The sequence below is a fragment of the Bacillus sp. jun7 genome (genome assembly GCF_051034795.1).
GTDB lineage: Bacteria > Bacillota > Bacilli > Bacillales > Bacillaceae > Bacillus > Bacillus velezensis.
Window position 1 is genome coordinate 2,442,769 of the sequence record NZ_CP093219.1, and the last position, 18,752, is coordinate 2,461,520.

Sequence of the window (18,752 nt, forward strand, 5' to 3'; positions counted from 1 at the left end):
TAGGAAAAAAATAATAGATTTTTTTCAAAAAAGTAGTTGCCACTTTCGAATGTTCTATGATATTATAAATCTCGTTGTTACGGAACAGCTTCAATAGAGTACTGCAAGAAAGCTTTTGTCTCAATGCTCTATGATACATAATCCGACACATCAAGAGCCATTAGCTCAGTTGGTAGAGCATCTGACTTTTAATCAGAGGGTCGAAGGTTCGAGTCCTTCATGGCTCACCACTTTTTATGGCCCGTTGGTCAAGCGGTTAAGACACCGCCCTTTCACGGCGGTAACACGGGTTCGAATCCCGTACGGGTCATTGATTTACTTTAGCGTTATTGCTAACTCCTTATTTGTCCTCGGAGGGCCGCCACGATACGGTTCTCCGGACAAATTACTGTAAGGTCCGGTAGTTCAGTTGGTTAGAATGCCTGCCTGTCACGCAGGAGGTCGCGGGTTCGAGTCCCGTCCGGACCGCCATTTTACTTTACTTTATAGTATAGAAAAGAAACATCTGGCTCGGTAGCTCAGTTGGTAGAGCAACGGACTGAAAATCCGTGTGTCGGCGGTTCGATTCCGTCCCGAGCCACTTACCCAAACGCATCTGCAATAGTAGGTGCGTTTTTTCTTTTGTTATAAAAAAGGGAGAGCCGGCTTTTCAGCCGGCCCAGAAGAAGACGTCAAACACTAGACGGCGTTTTTTTTCTTGAGGTTTCAAAAAAATATTATTTTTTAAAAGAAAATAAAAAACATGACAAAAGGATGGCAGTTCAATACGTTTTTGCGCTGTTCTCTTTAATTTTTTTATCTTTTGACCTGAAACCGTTATAATAGACGGGGAACGTTTTTCACGATACGAATTGTGATCATCATGAAACATCAATAGATGAAATGAAGTCATTCTGGCAGGAGGAAAATCAAGATGATGGATAAGAAAATCCTTGTAGTCGATGATGAAAAACCGATTGCAGATATATTAGAGTTTAATTTAAGAAAAGAAGGCTATGACGTGCATTGTGCGTACGATGGAAACGAAGCCGTGGAAATGGTGGAGGAGCTTCAGCCTGATTTAATTCTTTTAGATATTATGCTTCCGAATAAAGACGGAGTTGAAGTGTGCCGGGAAGTCCGGAAAAAATATGATATGCCGATTATTATGCTGACGGCAAAAGACTCGGAGATTGACAAGGTCATCGGGCTTGAAATCGGAGCGGATGACTATGTCACGAAGCCTTTCAGCACGCGTGAGCTTCTGGCCCGCGTCAAAGCGAACCTGCGCCGCCAGCTTACGGTTGCGCCGGCTGAGGAAGAATCAGCTTCTAATGACATTCATATCGGTTCTCTCGTCATCTTCCCTGACGCTTATGTCGTATCAAAAAGAGAAGAAACGATCGAGCTGACTCATCGTGAGTTTGAATTGCTTCATTACTTAGCCAAACATATCGGACAGGTCATGACCCGTGAGCATCTGCTGCAGACTGTGTGGGGCTATGACTATTTCGGTGACGTGAGAACGGTGGATGTAACAGTGCGCCGTCTCCGTGAGAAAATCGAAGATAATCCGAGCCATCCGAACTGGATCGTCACAAGACGGGGTGTCGGTTATTACTTGAGAAATCCTGAACAGGACTAACCGGCGATGAATAAGGTTGGTTTTTTTCGGTCGATTCAGTTTAAGATCACGCTGATCTATGTGCTTCTCATTATCATCGCCATGCAGATTATCGGCGTGTACTTTGTGAAACAGGTGGAGAATTCTCTTCTCAAGTCCTATGAATTATCGTTAAATCAGCGGATTGACAATCTATCCTATTATATTGAGCAGGAATATAAAGGAGATAATGACAGCACCGTCATTAAAGATGACGTCAAACGGATTTTGAATGATTTTACGAAAAACAATGAAATACGGGAGATTACATTTGTTGATAAAAGCTATGAGGTCGTCGGTTCTTCGAGGCCTTATGGCGAGGAAATAGCGGGGAAACAGACGACTGACCCGATTTTCAAACGGATTTTCTCAACAAAACAGGCCTATTCAAAAAAATATTATGATCCTAAAAGCAAAAACAGAGTGCTGATTTCAGCAAAACCTGTCGTCACAGAGAATCAGGAAGTTGTCGGCGCGATTTATGTCGTGGCCAGTATGGAAGATACCTTTAACCAGATGAAAACCGTCAACTCGATTCTTGCTTCAGGAACAGGCTTAGCCCTTGTTCTGACGGCTCTTCTCGGTATATTTCTCGCCCGCACCATCACCCATCCGCTGTCGGATATGCGTAAGCAGGCGATGGAACTGGCAAAAGGGAATTTTTCCAGAAAGGTGCGGAAATACGGGCATGATGAAATCGGTCAGCTCGCAACGACATTCAACCATCTGACGAGAGAGCTTGAAGATGCCCAAGCCATGACGGAAGGGGAGAGAAGAAAGCTTTCTTCCGTTATCGCGTATATGACGGACGGTGTCATCGCTACGAATCGCAACGGGGCTATTATTCTTTTAAACAGCCCTGCGCTTGAGCTGCTGAATGTTTCACGTGAAACGGCTTTAGAGATGCCGATTACGTCTTTATTGGGCATAAAAGAGAACTTTACATTTGAGGATTTAGTAGAACAGCAGGATTCAATGCTGCTGGAGATCGAACGTGACGATGAAACGACTGTACTGCGGGTGAATTTTTCCGTTATTCAGAGAGAGCACGGAAAAATCGACGGTTTAATCGCGGTTCTTTATGATGTCACCGAACAGGAAAAACTCGATCGGGAACGCAGAGAGTTCGTTGCCAACGTGTCTCATGAGCTGCGGACACCGCTGACGACCATGCGAAGCTATTTAGAGGCGCTTGCAGAGGGCGCGTGGGAAAACAAAGATATCGCTCCGCGTTTCTTAATGGTGACCCAAAATGAGACTGAGCGCATGATCAGATTGGTGAACGACCTGCTTCAGCTTTCTAAATTCGACAGCAAAGATTATCAGTTTAATCGGGAGTGGATTCATATGATCCGCTTTATGTCACTGATTATCGATCGTTTTGAAATGACGAAAGAACAGCATGTTGAATTTATCCGCGAGCTTCCGGACAGAAATCTGTACGTGGAGATTGATCAGGATAAAGTGACGCAGGTTCTCGATAATATCATTTCTAACGCACTGAAATACTCACCGGAAGGCGGGCATGTCACTTTCTCAGTCGATGTGAACGAGAAAGAAGAGCTGCTTTATATCAGCGTAAAAGATGAAGGTATCGGCATTCCGAAAAAAGATGTGGAAAAAGTCTTTGACCGTTTCTACAGAGTGGATAAAGCGCGCACGAGAAAACTCGGCGGCACCGGGCTCGGCCTTGCGATTGCAAAAGAGATGGTTCAGGCGCACGGCGGAGACATTTGGGCCGACAGTGTAGAAGGCAAAGGAACGAAGATTACATTTACTCTTCCATATAAAGAAGAGCAAGAGGATGATTGGGATGAGGCGTGAAAATATAAAAACAGTCATACTGTCAGTGCTGGTCGTCATTAGTCTTGTTTTAACATGGGGAATTTGGACATTCCAGCCCAATTTTTCAGAAGGCACGGCCTCAACCAAATCGACTGTCCGGGAAAAGCATAAAATTGATAAAACGAGCCAAAAAGTGTCGCAAACGGTAAAACCCCGGGATATGTTTATTCATACAAACGGCTCTCATTATAAAGTAGATGATGAGACGCTCTTTAATGACCTGTGGGCGGATTTGCCGCAATGGGAAGTAAAAGGGATGAAGGATATTTCCGATCAATACGACAAGCTCGGTTTTAAAAATTGGCTTTACGGCAGAAACGGCAATTCGGCAAAGCTCGATCTGCAATTCAATGACACCATTCCGATTGATTTCTTCCAATCGATGTTTAAATGGTCAAATCCGTCAATGGAATACAGCTCATTTGACCATATTGTTATTCCGTTTAATGAGAATAAGACGAATAAGAAGATTTACATGGTCTCGTACAGCAAGCAGCTGATTTTGGAAGTGACTGTGGAATCGGCGAATTACCGCAATCTGATGAATGAGCTGTACAGCAAAAAGTCGAGTATGCCGTTATACCACCTCTATTCGGTCGGAAAAAGCAAAGAATTTCTCATGCCGAATGCGCGGTTTAATATGAAGGAAAAAGAATTTATCACTGAAACCATTAAGACGAACCTGTTTAAGCAGACGCTTTTTAATGATCCGAGCACGGTCAGAGAGGACCCGAATTACAATCGGAATGTGCTGACTGACGGAATCAGCCGTCTGGAAATCAATTCGACACAGCGGCAGATTCAATTCCAGCATCGGAACCTGGCACAAAGCGCTTCTTACCAAACGGGTGAGCTGATTAAGAAAAGCTATAAATATTTAGAGGATACGGGAAGCTGGACGGATCATTATCAATTTTTCAATGTGAGTGATAACCAGCAGCTGAGTTTCTACATGTTTAAAGACCAAATGCCTGTGATCAACAGCACGTCTAAGCCTTTCGGATCCGGACCTGTTTTGACCCTGCAATGGGCCAATGACGAGGTTCTCAGCTACAAGCGGCCGAACTATGTTCTCGGGCCGAATCCGATTAAAACAAAAGACGTAAAAATGATGAACGGCAATGAGGTTGTGTCTCTGCTGGAGCAGCAGGATAAATACGACGTGAACAAAATCGACCAGATCTTCCTGTCCTATCAAATGGTCTCTTCTTCAACGAATGATCTCGTTGAACTGGAACCCGTCTGGAGTATGAAAATCAACGGGAAGATCGTCCCGATTACGAAAGATCTGCTGGGGAAGGAGGAGGACGATAATGGAGTGGAATAAGACAAAAACGATCTTCATCATTGCCTTCCTCATCCTCGATATTTTTCTCGGCTATCAGTTTTTTGAAAAACGCTCGAGCAGTGAATACGAAGTGATTAAAAATTCAAACGTGGAAAAAGACATGGAGATGGACCATATCACATTCGGCAACCTGTCTTCTGATTCCGCGACGGGCTACCGGCTGACGGCGGGCCAAAAGGTATTTACCGCTGAAGATATTGATGCTTTGAAGGATCAAAAGCCGTTAATGGAAATGCCGGCGGATGATCATAAGGTCACAACGCTGAAAATGAAATTTACCGATCCGGTCGGTTTATCGAAGCAAAAACCGCAGGAGGATGCGGAATCGCTCGTCAGTTCTAAAGTAACCGGCGGTGAAAAATATAAACTGTGGAAAGTCGACAAGGATCAAAAACAGATTATTTTTTACCAGACATATGACGGACAGTTTATTTATCAGGATTTTGACTCGTCCACGGATGCGATCGGACAGGTGATTCTGCATCTGAACGATAAAAACCAGGTCGTATCCTACGAGCAGACCATGCTGGAGTCATTCAAGCGAATCCAGACCGAGAGCCTGATTCCTGAGCTTGATGCGGTCGAATTATTGTATTCTCAAAATTACTTAAAAGCGAATTGCGCCGTTAAAAGCGTCAAGTTCGGCTATATTGCCCAATACCCGCTGACAAGTACGCAGGTGCTGGCGCCGGTATGGAGAATTACAATTGAAGATAAGTCAAAAGGGACGAAGAAAAAGACACAGCAAACGTACACTGTGAATGCATTGGAAAGCACAGTCATTGATAACAATCAAAATAAATAATGGAGTGAGGCACAATGGGCTTGCAATTTAGCGTGCTTGCGAGCGGGAGTACCGGAAACGCGTTTTATCTGGAGACAGAGGAGCATTCTTTTCTGGTGGATGCCGGCCTGAGCGGTAAAGCGATGGACGGGCTGATGGAGAGAATCGGCCGCAAGATAGACGACGTCGACGGCATCTTTGTCACTCACGAGCACAGCGACCATATTAAAGGGCTCGGCGTCATTGCGAGAAAGTACGGTCTACCCGTCTACGCCAATGAAAAGACGTGGAAAGCGATGGAGAATCAGATCGGCAAGCTGGATACCGGACAAAAGTTTTTGTTCCCGATGGAAAGCGTAAAATCTTTCGGCGGGCTTGATGTTGAGTCATTCGGCGTCTCTCATGACGCGGCCGAGCCGATGTTTTATGTTTTCCACTACCAAGGCAGAAAGCTCGCGCTGATGACGGACACCGGATATGTGAGCGACAGAATGAAAGGCATCATCCGTTCGGCCAATGTGTTTGTGTTTGAAAGCAACCATGACGTCGGCATGCTGCAAATGGGCAGATACCCTTGGAGCATTAAGCGGCGGATTTTAAGCGATGTCGGCCACGTCTCGAATGAAGATGCGGCGCTCGCCATGACTGATGTCATCGGCGACGGCACATCGCGCATCTATTTGGCGCATCTGAGCCAAGACAACAATATGAAGGAACTGGCGAGAATGTCCGTGCAGCAGACATTGGCTGCGAAAGGATTTGTCGCCGGGGAAACGTTTCAGTTATTTGATACCGATCCGAAAATTCCGACGCCGCTGTGCGCCGTGTAATTTTTCCAAATGAATCATGATTATTAATCCGCGATCTGACCCACACTATAAGCAAATCGAGTACTCTTGAAAGGATTTGAGATAGGGTGGATTATAATCGCGATGATGAACAGTACGCCTCCGAACAGCCCCGCCGCAGCAAGAGAGGATACTTTCTATCAAGTCTGATCGGCGTCATCGTCGGGGCCGCGCTCATGGCTTTCCTGATGCCGTACTGGACAGGCGGAGACCATGGAGACAGCAGCAAAAGCACCAGCCGGCGTCTCGGCAGCGAACAGGTGAAAACAGTCAACGTAAATGTCAATGACGCTGTCACGAATATGGTCAGCCGTGTATCGGATTCGGTAGTCGGCGTTCTCAATATCCAAAAGACTGATATTTGGGGAGAGGGCGGCGAAGCGGGAAGCGGGTCGGGCGTCATTTACAAAAAGAACGGAAACACTTCTTATATCGTAACCAATCACCATGTCATTGAAGGTGCGACTGAGATTGAGATCAGCCTGAAGGATGGTTCGCGCGTGCCTGCTGAGCTGATCGGGAGCGACCGTCTGATGGATCTCGCGGTACTGAAGGTGAAGTCTGATAAAATCAAATCGGCCGCCCAGTTCGGCAATTCTGATCAAGTCAAAGTCGGAGAACCGGTCATTGCGATCGGAAATCCGCTCGGACTTGAATTTGCGGGATCAGTGACACAGGGGATCATTTCAGGCACGGAAAGAGCGGTGCCCGTTGACTCAAACGGCGACGGACATCCGGATTGGAATGCGGAAGTGCTGCAGACCGACGCCGCGATTAATCCCGGCAACAGCGGCGGCGCTTTGATGAATATATCGGGCAAGGTGGTCGGCATCAACTCAATGAAGATCGCTGAATCCGCCGTTGAAGGAATCGGCCTGTCCATTCCGTCAAAGCTTGTCATTCCCGTTATTCAGGATTTAGAAAAATACGGAGAAGTCCGACGGCCTTTCCTCGGTATTGAGATGAAATCCTTAACGGATATTGCGAGCTACCATTGGAGCCAGACGCTGAAACTCCCGAAAGGCGTTAAAACCGGAGCGGTCATTATGGGTGTCGACGCGTTTTCACCGGCCGGAAAAGCGGGTTTGAAAAAGCTCGACGTGATCACCGGGTTCGACGGACATAAGGTCAATGACGTTGTGGATCTCCGCGAGCGCCTGTATCGCAAAAAGATCGGCGACCGTGTGAACATCACGTTCTACCGTTCGGGAAAGAAAAAAACATCGGAAGTCAAACTGACAGAAGCGGATCGATTACAGAAATAAAAAAGCAGCCCGGACATCCGGGCTGTTTTTTATTGATTTATTTGTTAATATTATACTATTGTGAAGCGGGGAGGTGAAACACATGAAAACGGCTGATGTGATCATCGTATTGAATGAAATCGAGGGTGAATGTGAAGAAGAATTATTTTAGAATGCAGAATTTAAGAAAATGAAACACGTCATATCAAACGTCCTTTTTCGGGGGCGCTTTTTTTATGCCTTTTTTCAGAAGCCATAAAAAAGAACTGAACGCGGGTCTCAACACGTTCAGTTAAAAATGGGTATGTTTAGAAAAAGGCAGACATGACCTTAGAACTTTGTGATTGAAACAGACTGGTGCTGAATTGAAGCGGCAGCTTATTGATTATGATTTGCAGATGGCTCCGTTTTCAGCGTTTACTTTCACCAATTCAGCTTAGCTTCCGTTTTGTTTCTGATAAAAGCGAATAATAGAAGGGGAAGCGAAAAAAATAAACACAGGCTGATACATCTAAGGAGAGACTGCATCATGAATAAGTTGAAAGGCATCAAGCTGCTGAGTGCAGACGGCGAGTCTGCACTCATTGATTCTTTAACGATGGGGCTTCATCACGGAACGGTCCTCGGGGAAGACAATATCGTCGAGGCATACATCCGTTCTTTGCGCGAAAAGCTGAAGGACAAAGAGCACAAGGTGATTCGCACGGTTCGGGGCGCCGGGTACAGGGTGGATCTGGCATGAAACGGCTTTACAGAACCCTGCGGTTCCAGCTCCTGTTCAGGTCACTGGCGATGTTGACCTTGCTGTTATGTTTCATCGGCGGCACACAGTACATGTTGATGAGACGGACGATGTATGAAAATCAGGCGATCAGCATTCAGAGTGATATCAATTCAATGGATCAAAGCGTATGGAAGTCAATCAAAACCCTTGCCCGTTCCGAAACACCGGCTCATCCGAAGGTGATTTACCCCGGGGTGACGGTTGCTTTTATCAATCAATCATACAAGATGTCAGTTTTATCAGAAGACCCGCACGCGGGGGCCGCTCCTTCTTTCCCGAAAAACGTGTATCGGGATGCGCTGACAGATACAATGGCGCTTCACTATCAGGTGGCTCACAATAAGGCGGGTGAGGAAATCATCGTCGTGTTTCAGGCGATTTCCGTTGACGGAAGGCAGGCGGGAGTTGTGCAGATGAGCACGCTGACCCAGCCTCTGAATGATTCGCTTTTCCGCCAGATCAGCATTTTCGCGGTGCTTTCCTTTGCGGCTTTGGTCATCGGACTGTTTGTTTTTTTGCCGGTGATCCGGCTCACACTCAAGCCGCTGTCCCGCATTGTGCATATGATGGGTGACATTCATGCCGGCAGTCTCGATAAACGGCTGCCGATTGATAGGAAGCAGGCCGAAATTGAGTCATTGGGCATCTCCATCAATCAGATGCTGGAACGGATTGAAACCGCGTTTCAGGCGGAAAAAGAAGCGAAGGAGCGCATCCGGCGGTTTGTATCAGACGCATCACATGAGCTGAGAACGCCGCTTACCTCCATTCACGGCTTTATCGAAATTTTAATGCGCGGAGCGGCGGAAAAGCCGGAACAGAAAGAAAAAGCGCTTCAAAGCATGTACGCGGAATCCGTCAGGGCGAATAAGCTGATAGAGGATCTTTTGTTTCTCGCGAAGATTGACCGGGAGCCGAGCTTTGAAATGAAAAAAGGGGCATTGGGAGACGTCATTTTGGAAATGGAGGCTGAGCTGAAGCTGCTTGCGAGAAACCGGAAACTCGAGTTCTTTGTTGATCAAAAGATAGACGCTGTTTTTGACAAAGACAAAATGAAGCAGGCCATTCTCAATCTCTTTTACAATGCGGTGCAGCATACGGATGAAGACACGGGTGTCATCACCGTCTCCCTGCAGAAAGACGGAGGAATCATGCTTATGATTGCGGATAACGGAACGGGAATCGCTCCGGAGCATGTGCCTCATGTGTTTGACCGGTTTTACAGGGCGGAAACCTCCCGATCCCGTCAATCCGGCGGCACGGGGCTGGGTCTTGCCATTACAAAAACCATTATCGACAGCCATAACGGAACAATTGAAGTGAAAAGTGAGCAGGGAAAAGGCTCCGTGTTCATCATCCGGCTGCCGGGATAAACCGGGATGCCGGAAGAAATATCACAATTTATATATAAATTCTAAATTTTCAAAAAATAACTTGTCCTTTTCCAATATTGATGATAATATCTAGTTATTGGTAAAGGGGGTGTGTACTGATGAAGATTGAAGAACTTGATCTTGATACAGAAACAGCAAGCTTGGTGCAGCGTTGCTAGTAAAGCCGTGACTCCCCTCATTGGGGAGTTATTATCTTTCAGGGGGTATGTCATGATGTCAACGGACTGTAAGAGCTGGAAGTTTAAAGACAGCGTGCAGGTGCTGACCTACACGGGGCATATTATCATTCAATATCGAAAGGCGATTAAGCTTGCGCATACGAGTGAGATCAAAGAGGCGGTTGAACGGCTGATCACCGGCTGTGAAAAACAAGAGCTTTCTGATCTTCTGGGAGAGGAAGCGGGAAACCGGTTTTTCGATGCGTTAATGAAATTGGATGCTTTAATAGAGCCATGGCAAAACGGCCGTGAAGGCTGCATCACTGAAAAGCAGCTGTACCATTTTGAGAAATACAACCAAAACCCCAATCTGATCCAAAACAGGTTAGACTGCAGCAGGGCAGCGATCGTGGGTCTGGGGGGCGTCGGAACGATCATTCTTCAAAACCTTTTGGCGGCGGGCATCCAGCATTTTATTCTCATTGATTTCGATGCCGTATCAGTACATAACCTGAACAGACAATTCGTCTATAATAAATCTTCTGTAGGCAAATTAAAGATCTCAGAATGCAGAGATTATATTGCGGGTATCAATCCCCATGCGGACGCAGCACTTTACCATCAGGAAATGACACAGCCGCAGGACCTGCGTGTGTTAGATCCGTACGAAATTGATATCGTCATAAATGCCGCTGACAAACCCCATAACATTTCTGAATGGGTTTATCAGTATTGTAAGCAGCGGAATATCGCGTTTATGACCGGGGGTGTCGGCAGCTTCAGCGGCCAATGGGGGCCTCTGCTCACGCCTGAATCCTATCAATCCGGCGTCACCTATGAAAAAAGCATGCCGGCCGGACTTCTGAACTGTTACCCCGATGAACCGATCAAAGGTTCTTTAGGAGCGACAAACGGTATTATATCCTCGTTTATGTCTCATGACATTATCACATACCTTGCAGGCGGAAGCCCGAAATCCCTGAATACCCGCATCGGCTTGGACTTTGACGGCCTTCATATTACAGAAACGAAGCTATCTCAAAAGGAAAGCGCTTTATGAAGACGATGCATCGTACGGCGAGAAAACCGGGCGACCCTCTGAAAATAGAAATCGACACAAGCCCGATACGCTTGAACCCATTAGATACGCAGGATTACACAAGCAAGATGATTTGCAGCATTATGTATGAAAGCCTGCAGGACGGCTATAACTGCCGAATCATCCGCAAAGATCCCCGCACCTGTCAGGTGGACATTCACCCGGACTATTTAGGTGACGCCGAGGGTGTGGTTCAAACGATCATCTATCATCTGACAAAAGAAAACCAAAGTCCCCATCTCGGCAGTTTCCTGAACATAAAACAGGCCGTTCCGTATGTAAAAGGCTTCGTCTCTTCCGATCAGCTCGGGGTGAACGTAACGGGCGAAAAATGCTTTGAAGTCACCTTGGACGAGCCGTCTGATGAAATAGAAGCCGTTTTGCAGAGCAGCTTTCTGATTCCGGGAACCGCCGGGGGCGATGTGCCGGAAAACGGCCCGTACCGATTCAAGCGTACGTTTGAGAAAGGGCTGGAATTTGAGCGGAATCCGCAATATAAAATGACGCCCGCGGATCACCGCACGGTTCAGACCATCCAATTTATTTTGAATGATGATCTGGAAAAAAGCATCGGTCTGTACGAAGCGAATCAGACCGATGTGACCTGCCACACCCAGTTTCATCATTCCAACATGAGGTATCGGCAGTATGCTGATTTTAAAGAAAATCATTTGCCGATGTTATTTACCTTCAAGGTAAAGGACGGCATGCTGAGAACTTTCATTCAGCATTATTTTGATAAACAAAAGCTGGCCGGGGATTTGGGGCATATTATCACACCGACTGATTCACTGATCGGTATCTGGGAAAGCGGGCGGACACCGAAGAAAGATCCGACCCTTTTGACAAAAGAAGAGCCGATCCGAATCGTTTATGCCGATTATTATCCCAACGGAGAAATCATTGAAAGGCTGGCTGAATTGTTTCGGCGGGCCGGAGCGGACGTATCCGTCTCCCGCGTCAGTCATTTCAATGATTATTACCATATGGATAAAAGCGGGTTTGATATTGAGCTCCATTTGTTCCTGCCGGCTTACATGCATGAGCTGAGCTATATCAAATATTTCATCCGCGACATCAGCGATCCGGGGAAGAAAAAAACGATCATTGATGCCATAGGATCTGAAAAAAAGAAGGAACTTTTTGAGTTATTCGAGAATACAACTCATTATTGCCCAATTTGTTTTGGGAAAAGTCTGTATCTGCAAGATCCATGTATAGAGGGTTTTAGTGTAAAGACTGACGGGCTCCTTTCTGTTCATGATGTTAAATGCAGATAGCTGGAAAGGGGTATTCATTTGCGGAATCGAAATTTGCTTTACTTCTCCGGTTTTTTCGGAAACTTCTTTTTCGAACGGGGAATTTGGATTTTATATTTAACAAGCATGAATTATTCATTGTTTCTTGTGGGCATCCTGCAATCGGTCCTGAATTTGGCGATGTTTCTGGCGGAAGTGCCGAGCGGCGTCATCTCGGACAGAATCGGGAGAAAAAAATCGCTCTTGCTCGGCCATTTTATGGTCATTGTCTATTTGGTGATGTTCCTGAGCTTCCATAACTTCATCGCCCTCTTCATCGCTCATATTATATACGGTATCGGGCTGACGTTTATATCAGGAACGGATCACGCCTTTTTGTTTGATTCACTGAAAGAACAAGGGAAAGAAAAGTGGTACGGCAAATCCATCGGAAATTATAACGGACTTGTCATACTCGGTCTTGCGATCGCCATGGGCATCGGCGGCTACTTGCAGGAAATATCATGGTCGTATGTGTTTATCGCCGGGATTGTGACTCAGCTGATTGCAATGGCGGTCATTACACAGCTGACGGAAATCAAATTTGAAAACAGTGAACACGAAACGCAGACGGTCGGGGACATCTTAAAAGAAGTCAAAGATTTCTTCAGGCTGAACAAAGCCTTTAAATATCTGGTGCTGTCACTGTCTGTTTTCTTTGCGATTACATCGGTTTTTTATATGTACGGACAAGATTTGTTAAGTCAGGAAGGGCTGTCCGTGCGCAATATATCCATTATTTTTGCGGGACTGTCCATCTTGCAGGCGCTGTGCTCCATCTTTTCTTCAAAGCCGGCGGAAAAATTCACGCCGAGGCGCGTGCTTCTGCTGACATTCTGCATCATCGGGGCGGCCTATCTGTTTATACCTTCGGGCAGCCTGTACGTGACGATTGCAGCTTTTGTCGTCATCAACGCGCTCTATGATGTGATAGAACCCGTATCCAGTCAGGTGGTGAATAATGAGATTCCGTCCAGAACGAGAGCCACGCTGCTGTCCATTATCAGTTTGATGACCTCGCTCTTCATGTTCATTGCCTTTCCGTTTATCGGATTCTTAACGGACTATTTTGATTCAGCTTTGCTGCTGACCGCAATCGGGGTATTATCCATCTTATTGTCGCTGTTTATGATGCTCAGCTTTTACAAACTGAAAGCGAGCGTCGCCATCCAGAATAAAGTCGAGCTTTGAACCAGAATGACAAAGGGATGATGTGAATTGCTGAATATTCATAATCTTACGGTAAATTTAGCGGGAGATACCATTTTCAAACAAGTTTCTTTCTTCATCAATGAAGGCGAAAAAGTGCTTGTGGCCGGGCCGAACGGGTCCGGCAAAAGCACGCTGTTCAGGGTGCTTTCAGGAGAGCTTGAGGCGGATGAAGGAACGATTGCGATCAACAAAGGGGCGAAGGTCGGTTTGCTGAAGCAGATCGCTGATCCCCATGAGGATATGACGTTGTATCAATATCTGGAAAAATCGTTTGAAGCTCTCGCGGCGATCCAGAAGGAAATGAAGGCCATTGAGCTGAAGCTTTCGGAACCGATGAGTGATGACGAGCTGACTGCTTTATTGGAAAAGTACAGTCAATACACGGAAACATTTGAGCGGAACAACGGCTACCAGATGCACGCGATGATTGACGAGGTATGCAATGGGCTCAGCCTTAGTGAATTAAAGGATCAGCCGTTTTCAAAGCTGAGCGGCGGCGAAAAAACAAAAGCCGGCCTTGCCGAAATTTTAATCCGCAACGACGACGTTATACTGCTGGACGAGCCGACCAACCATTTGGATGTTCATGCGATTGAGTGGCTTGAAGGGTTTATTAAAAAATCGAACAAAACCATTCTGTTTACGACCCACGATAAAACGTTTGCCGACCAAACGGCGATGAAGGTGCTCGAGATTGATGATACTGAGGTGAAGATTTGGCCTTACGGTTTCAGCGAATACCTGAAAAAGCGGGAAGAATTCATCATCGCCCAGTTTGAGAAATATGAAGAACAGCAGAGAAAAATACAGAAGATGAAGGAATCCATCGCCCAGCTGAGAGATTGGGCCAACCGCTCGAATCCGCCGTCTGTCGGCCTGCACAGACGCGCGAATAATATGGAAAAGGCGCTGAAAAGGATCGAGCTGATCAATAAGCCGGTCCGGACGGAGCAAAAATTAAAAAACGCATTTCAGGAAGCGGGCGCCGGTTCAAAAGATATTGTGTTCATTGAAAACGGAAAGGTGGCCAACGGATCTTCCCTTTTATATCAAAATGTGAATCTGCGCATAAAGCATAAAGACAGAATCGGCATCGTCGGCAGAAACGGCGTCGGCAAAACAACGCTGATCCGCTGCATCATCGGGGAAAGAGAACTGTCGGACGGCACCATTAAAGTAGGGGAAAATCTTAAAATAGGCTACATTGATCAAAAGAGCCACGTCGGAGATTCGAGTCAGACGATTCTGCAATTCTTTAAAGAAAATCTGCTGACTGAAGAGGGCATGGCCCGGAATATGCTGGCCAAGTACGGATTTTACGGGTCGTCGGTCTTTAAAAAACTTTCCGTCCTGTCGGGCGGTGAAAGAATCAGGCTGAAGCTGTCCATCTTAATGGAAAAAAAGCTGAATGTCCTGATCCTGGATGAGCCGACCAACCACTTGGATATTGAATCTCAGGAAATTCTCGAAAACAGCCTGATGCAGTTTCAAGGCACCATCATCTGCGTTTCTCACGACAGAAACCTGCTGGAGAAGTTCAACAAGATTTTCTGGCTTGAGAATCAAAACGTCACCATCTTTTCAGGTCCATACAGTTACGCCAAACAAAAAAAACGGCAGATTGCCGAATAAAAGGGGAATGGATATGACCATTGACAGACTGACAATCAATGAGTTATCGTACGATCTTTTTGTAAGCGAGTATGCTGATAAGAAACCTTTTATTTTGACGGGGGCAATGGATCACTGGGAATGCAGGCCGTGGACGCTTGAATACATTGATGAACACTATGGAGACAGAATGGTCACCATCCGGAAATCAGATATCGAAGGGGTCAAAACGTTTAAACAAGTAAAGCTTTCCAACTATATCGAGTACATTGATCAGAATGATGACAAATGGTACTGTGACTGGAATTTTACGCAGCTGAACCAAAATGACTTAGACCTTGTCTATTCCGCACCCGAGTATTTTACAAAAGACACATTGAGAGCGGATGAAGAAACGGGACGGGACTGGAAATGGTTCTTTCTCGGTTCTAAGCAGACAGGCACGCCGCTGCATCAGGATTTTAACAGCACGCACGCGTGGAACGGCGTCATCTTCGGGGAGAAGGAATGGATCTTCTATCATCCGGACGACTCTCCGTATTTGTACGAAGGAAATATCAATGTCTTTGATGAAAAAGACATTGAGCAAAAACCGCTGGTTCAAAAGGCGTCTCCGATCCGCTTCAGACAAAAGGCGGGAGAAATCATTTACGCGCCGCGCCATTGGTGGCATCAAGTCGAGAATACGGAACATACATTGGCAGTGAGTGAGAACTTTTGGTTTACCGGAGAGCGGCTTGCCAATCAGATATAAACGAAAGGCTGAGGAGCATCTCAGCCTTTTTTGTATGGATTCATTTCATCCGGTCCAGCCCGAATTTTTTCAGGCGGTATTGCAGGCTCTGTCTGCTGATTCCGAGCTCGTTTGCCGTTTTGGATATGTTATTGCCGTGTTTTCTCAGGGTTTTTTCGATCATGTATTTTTCGAAGTTTTCCATTTTGTCTTTTAAATCGGTGCCGGGCTGGGTGCTTGCGGCGGCTTTAGTTTCCGTGTCAGCGGGTTTGATTTTCATCCGGTATTGGTAAGGCAGGTGGGCCGCCGTAATCGTCGTTTCATCCGTCATAAAGTTCATGGCGCCTTCAATCATATGTTCAAGCTCGCGAATGTTGCCCGGCCAGTCATATTCCAGGAAGAATCGCTGCACATCGTCACTGATCGAATCGACATGCATTTGGAACAGGTGGTTGTTTTTCTGGATAAACACTTCGGCCAGAGGCAGAATATCCTCCTTGCGCTCCCGGAGCGGGGGAATGATCAGCGTGACAACGCTTAAGCGGTAGTATAAATCTTTGCGCAGCCGCTCTTCTGAAATGGCGGTGATCGGGTCTTCATTCATCGTGGCGATGATGCGGACGTCAATCGGTTTGTCCTGAGCTGATCCGATGCGCCTGATTTTCTTTTCCTGAAGGGCGCGGAGCAGTTTTGCCTGCAGGCTGAGATTGAGAGAGTTGATCTCATCAAGGAGCAGGGTGCCTCCCTGCGCCTGCTCAAATAAGCCGGGCTGGTCGATGGCTCCGGTAAAGGCGCCTTTTTTCGTGCCGAATAAAATACTTTCGACCAGACTGTCCGGCAGGGCGGCGCAGTTTTGTGAGATGAACGGGGCGCCTGAGCGCTGGCTGCCGTTGTGAATGCTTTGGGCGAACAGTTCCTTGCCCGTTCCCGTCTCGCCGGCCAAAAGCACCGATGATGACGTACGGGTTGCCCGTTTCGCGTTTTCGATGACTTCCCGAATAACCGGGCTGTTGCCGAGAATACTGTCAAACGTGTAGCTGTTCTGTTCTTTCCTGTGCATGTTCTCCCTGATCAGCCGTTCGAGCTTGGTGACGTCCTTGGCGATTTCTACGGCGCCCTTGATTTCGCCGTTTTGCACAATCGGGAAGGTGTGGTTGATCGTCGTGATTTCCTGGCCTTTGTTATTAAAATAGCTTTGCTTCACGTTTTTAATCGTTTTGCCTTCTTGAAGGGCCTGAACGAGCGTGCTGTCCTGCTGATTGGAAAACATAAATACATCAGTCAGGTTTTTATGCAGGACGTCCCGTTCATCCATATCTTCAATCTGCATCATTTTCTTATTGTAAATGACGGTGCTGCCCTTCTCGTCCACCACATGCAGCCCGACATCAATCTCTTCCAGAATGCTTTGTAACACGAGTGTGTAAAATTCGCTGGTTGTGTGCAGGTCAATTCCCCCTCTCAATCGTCTTAACATTCATTATTTTAAAATAAATCGAACAGGAAACGCAAAAAAATTTTGCGCTTGAACGATATTTAAAAATAAATGGAAATTTAGTTAATAAAACCATTGACTTTTTTAGGAAAATGGTTGATATTTAGATATATACTTAAATATCTAAATCATGTACGTATGAGAGGGGGAAAGTTTTTGAATAAAGCTTTTAAAGCACTGGCCGATCCTACAAGGAGAAGAATTTTGGACTTATTAAAGAAACAAGACATGACAGCTGGTGAAATTGCGGAACACTTCGACATGTCAAAACCCAGTATTTCTCATCACCTTACCATATTGAAAAATACTGATTTGGTTCACGATGAGAGGAAAGGCCAATTTATTATGTATTCATTAAATACCACTGTATTACAGGATCTTATAGGCTGGTTCTTTTCTCTGACTGATTCAGAACATGATAATAAGAAAGGCGGGGAATCATGAAAAAATATTTCTTTTCAGCAGGAATCATAGTTTTAACTGTTTTCACATGGGCTTTCACATATTCATCTTTACCGGACAATTTGGCGACACACTGGGGATTAAACGGAAGTGCAAATGATTACCAAACGAAAGCTGATGCGATGATGATGCTTATTGGCATCATGATTATTGTATATATTTTAATGGTTATCATCCCTAAGATTGATCCTAAAAATAACTACAAAACATTTATCCGGCCATATATGGCTATATTTAATACATTGTTTGCGGTTCTGTTTGTCATTAATCTGATGACCATCTTGACCGGCCTGGGATATGATCTCCCTATATCTTATTTAGGAAACTTTATAGTGGGAGTCATTTTCATGGTGTTTGGAAACTTTATTCAGAAAGTTAAGCCTAATTACTTTTTAGGGATAAGAACGCCTTGGACGCTGAGCAGTGAAAGAGTTTGGAAGGATACACACAGGGTTAGTTCGAAAATTTTTGTCTCAGCGGGCATACTCATGATGCTTGCAGCTTTTTTGCCGCCGGTGTATAGAGTGTCAGTCATTTTCATTGCGGCAATCGGCTGTATCATATTATCTTTACTATATTCTTACATTGTATATCAGAGACAATTGAATAAATAACTGTTGAGTAGGAGCAATCTAATTGGATTGCTCCTATTTTGTCAGCGGGAAACGCAAAAAAATTTTGCGCTTGGCTGAAGTTTGCACGCAAACTGCCGGAAAATTTTGCGGGAAAAGAAAGAATGTTGGCGAAACATCCCGTTTTTTCGGATTGGCACGGAACTTGCTTTATAAAAAGGGA

At 45.8% G+C, this 18,752-nt stretch carries 16 protein-coding genes and 4 tRNA genes; 19 read left to right on the forward strand and 1 reads right to left on the reverse strand.

Annotation, left to right across the window (positions count from 1 at the left end; translation table 11 throughout):
• Positions 1–154 precede the first annotated feature (154 nt).
• The 17 genes from MJQ52_RS11870 (at position 155) to MJQ52_RS11950 (ending at position 16,021) form a co-directional block, all read left to right on the forward strand.
• Positions 155–230: transfer RNA gene (locus MJQ52_RS11870), tRNA-Lys, on the forward strand.
• An 8-nt stretch (positions 231–238) separates the two neighbouring features.
• Positions 239–310 (forward strand) — tRNA-Glu (locus MJQ52_RS11875).
• 84 nt (positions 311–394) lie between these two features.
• Positions 395–471: transfer RNA gene (locus tag MJQ52_RS11880), tRNA-Asp, on the forward strand.
• A gap of 36 nt (positions 472–507) precedes the next feature.
• Positions 508–580 (forward strand) — tRNA-Phe (locus tag MJQ52_RS11885).
• A gap of 336 nt (positions 581–916) precedes the next feature.
• The gene (gene walR, locus MJQ52_RS11890) at positions 917–1,624 is read left to right on the forward strand and encodes a cell wall metabolism DNA-binding response regulator WalR (RefSeq protein ID WP_004393104.1); all 708 of its coding nucleotides are present in this window, start codon (positions 917–919) and stop codon (positions 1,622–1,624) included.
• A 6-nt stretch (positions 1,625–1,630) separates the two neighbouring features.
• A complete protein-coding gene (walK, locus tag MJQ52_RS11895; protein WP_004393106.1) occupies positions 1,631–3,466 on the forward strand; it encodes a cell wall metabolism sensor histidine kinase WalK in 1,836 nt (611 codons plus the stop codon).
• On the forward strand, positions 3,456–4,814 hold the full coding sequence (gene yycH, locus MJQ52_RS11900) for a two-component system activity regulator YycH (RefSeq protein ID WP_004393107.1): 1,359 nt from the start codon (positions 3,456–3,458) through the stop codon (positions 4,812–4,814). Before walK ends, yycH begins: the two co-directional genes overlap by 11 nt.
• Complete coding sequence (locus tag MJQ52_RS11905; protein WP_004393108.1) at positions 4,801–5,640, forward strand: two-component system regulatory protein YycI; 840 nt, start codon at positions 4,801–4,803, stop codon at positions 5,638–5,640. The genes yycH and MJQ52_RS11905 overlap by 14 nt, the downstream gene beginning before the upstream one ends.
• A gap of 14 nt (positions 5,641–5,654) precedes the next feature.
• The gene (locus tag MJQ52_RS11910; protein ID WP_004393110.1) at positions 5,655–6,449 is read left to right on the forward strand and encodes an MBL fold metallo-hydrolase; all 795 of its coding nucleotides are present in this window, start codon (positions 5,655–5,657) and stop codon (positions 6,447–6,449) included.
• An 86-nt stretch (positions 6,450–6,535) separates the two neighbouring features.
• Entirely contained in the window at positions 6,536–7,732 is a 1,197-nt protein-coding gene (locus MJQ52_RS11915) for a S1C family serine protease (protein ID WP_191073252.1), read from the forward strand.
• Between the two features lie 508 nt (positions 7,733–8,240).
• Complete coding sequence (locus MJQ52_RS11920) at positions 8,241–8,453, forward strand: winged helix-turn-helix domain-containing protein (RefSeq protein WP_004393115.1); 213 nt, start codon at positions 8,241–8,243, stop codon at positions 8,451–8,453.
• Positions 8,450–9,868: a sensor histidine kinase gene (locus tag MJQ52_RS11925; protein ID WP_094247332.1), complete on the forward strand. Its 1,419-nt coding sequence runs from the start codon at positions 8,450–8,452 to the stop codon at positions 9,866–9,868. Before MJQ52_RS11920 ends, MJQ52_RS11925 begins: the two co-directional genes overlap by 4 nt.
• A gap of 231 nt (positions 9,869–10,099) precedes the next feature.
• Positions 10,100–11,107: a ThiF family adenylyltransferase gene (locus MJQ52_RS11930; RefSeq protein WP_094247333.1), complete on the forward strand. Its 1,008-nt coding sequence runs from the start codon at positions 10,100–10,102 to the stop codon at positions 11,105–11,107.
• On the forward strand, positions 11,104–12,426 hold the full coding sequence (locus MJQ52_RS11935) for an ABC transporter substrate-binding protein (RefSeq protein ID WP_094247334.1): 1,323 nt from the start codon (positions 11,104–11,106) through the stop codon (positions 12,424–12,426). Before MJQ52_RS11930 ends, MJQ52_RS11935 begins: the two co-directional genes overlap by 4 nt.
• Positions 12,427–12,444: 18 nt before the next feature.
• Positions 12,445–13,635 carry an MFS transporter gene (locus tag MJQ52_RS11940; protein WP_014306161.1) on the forward strand — a complete coding sequence of 397 codons (1,191 nt, stop codon included), beginning with the start codon at positions 12,445–12,447 and terminating at the stop codon, positions 13,633–13,635.
• A 27-nt stretch (positions 13,636–13,662) separates the two neighbouring features.
• On the forward strand, positions 13,663–15,288 hold the full coding sequence (locus MJQ52_RS11945; RefSeq protein ID WP_094247335.1) for an ABC-F family ATP-binding cassette domain-containing protein: 1,626 nt from the start codon (positions 13,663–13,665) through the stop codon (positions 15,286–15,288).
• A gap of 13 nt (positions 15,289–15,301) precedes the next feature.
• Positions 15,302–16,021: a cupin-like domain-containing protein gene (locus MJQ52_RS11950; protein ID WP_017418503.1), complete on the forward strand. Its 720-nt coding sequence runs from the start codon at positions 15,302–15,304 to the stop codon at positions 16,019–16,021.
• Positions 16,022–16,061: 40 nt separating this feature from the next.
• Here MJQ52_RS11950 and MJQ52_RS11955 read toward each other — a convergent pair whose 3' ends face one another.
• A complete protein-coding gene (locus tag MJQ52_RS11955) occupies positions 16,062–17,477 on the reverse strand; it encodes a sigma-54 interaction domain-containing protein (protein ID WP_050556574.1) in 1,416 nt (471 codons plus the stop codon).
• 174 nt (positions 17,478–17,651) lie between these two features.
• Between MJQ52_RS11955 and MJQ52_RS11960 the strand changes: the two genes are divergently transcribed.
• Positions 17,652–17,939: an autorepressor SdpR family transcription factor gene (locus MJQ52_RS11960; protein ID WP_015240946.1), complete on the forward strand. Its 288-nt coding sequence runs from the start codon at positions 17,652–17,654 to the stop codon at positions 17,937–17,939.
• Positions 17,936–18,571, forward strand: a complete 636-nt coding sequence (locus MJQ52_RS11965) for an SdpI family protein (RefSeq protein ID WP_025650082.1) — start codon at positions 17,936–17,938, stop codon at positions 18,569–18,571. Before MJQ52_RS11960 ends, MJQ52_RS11965 begins: the two co-directional genes overlap by 4 nt.
• The last annotated feature ends 181 nt before the right edge of the window (positions 18,572–18,752 follow it).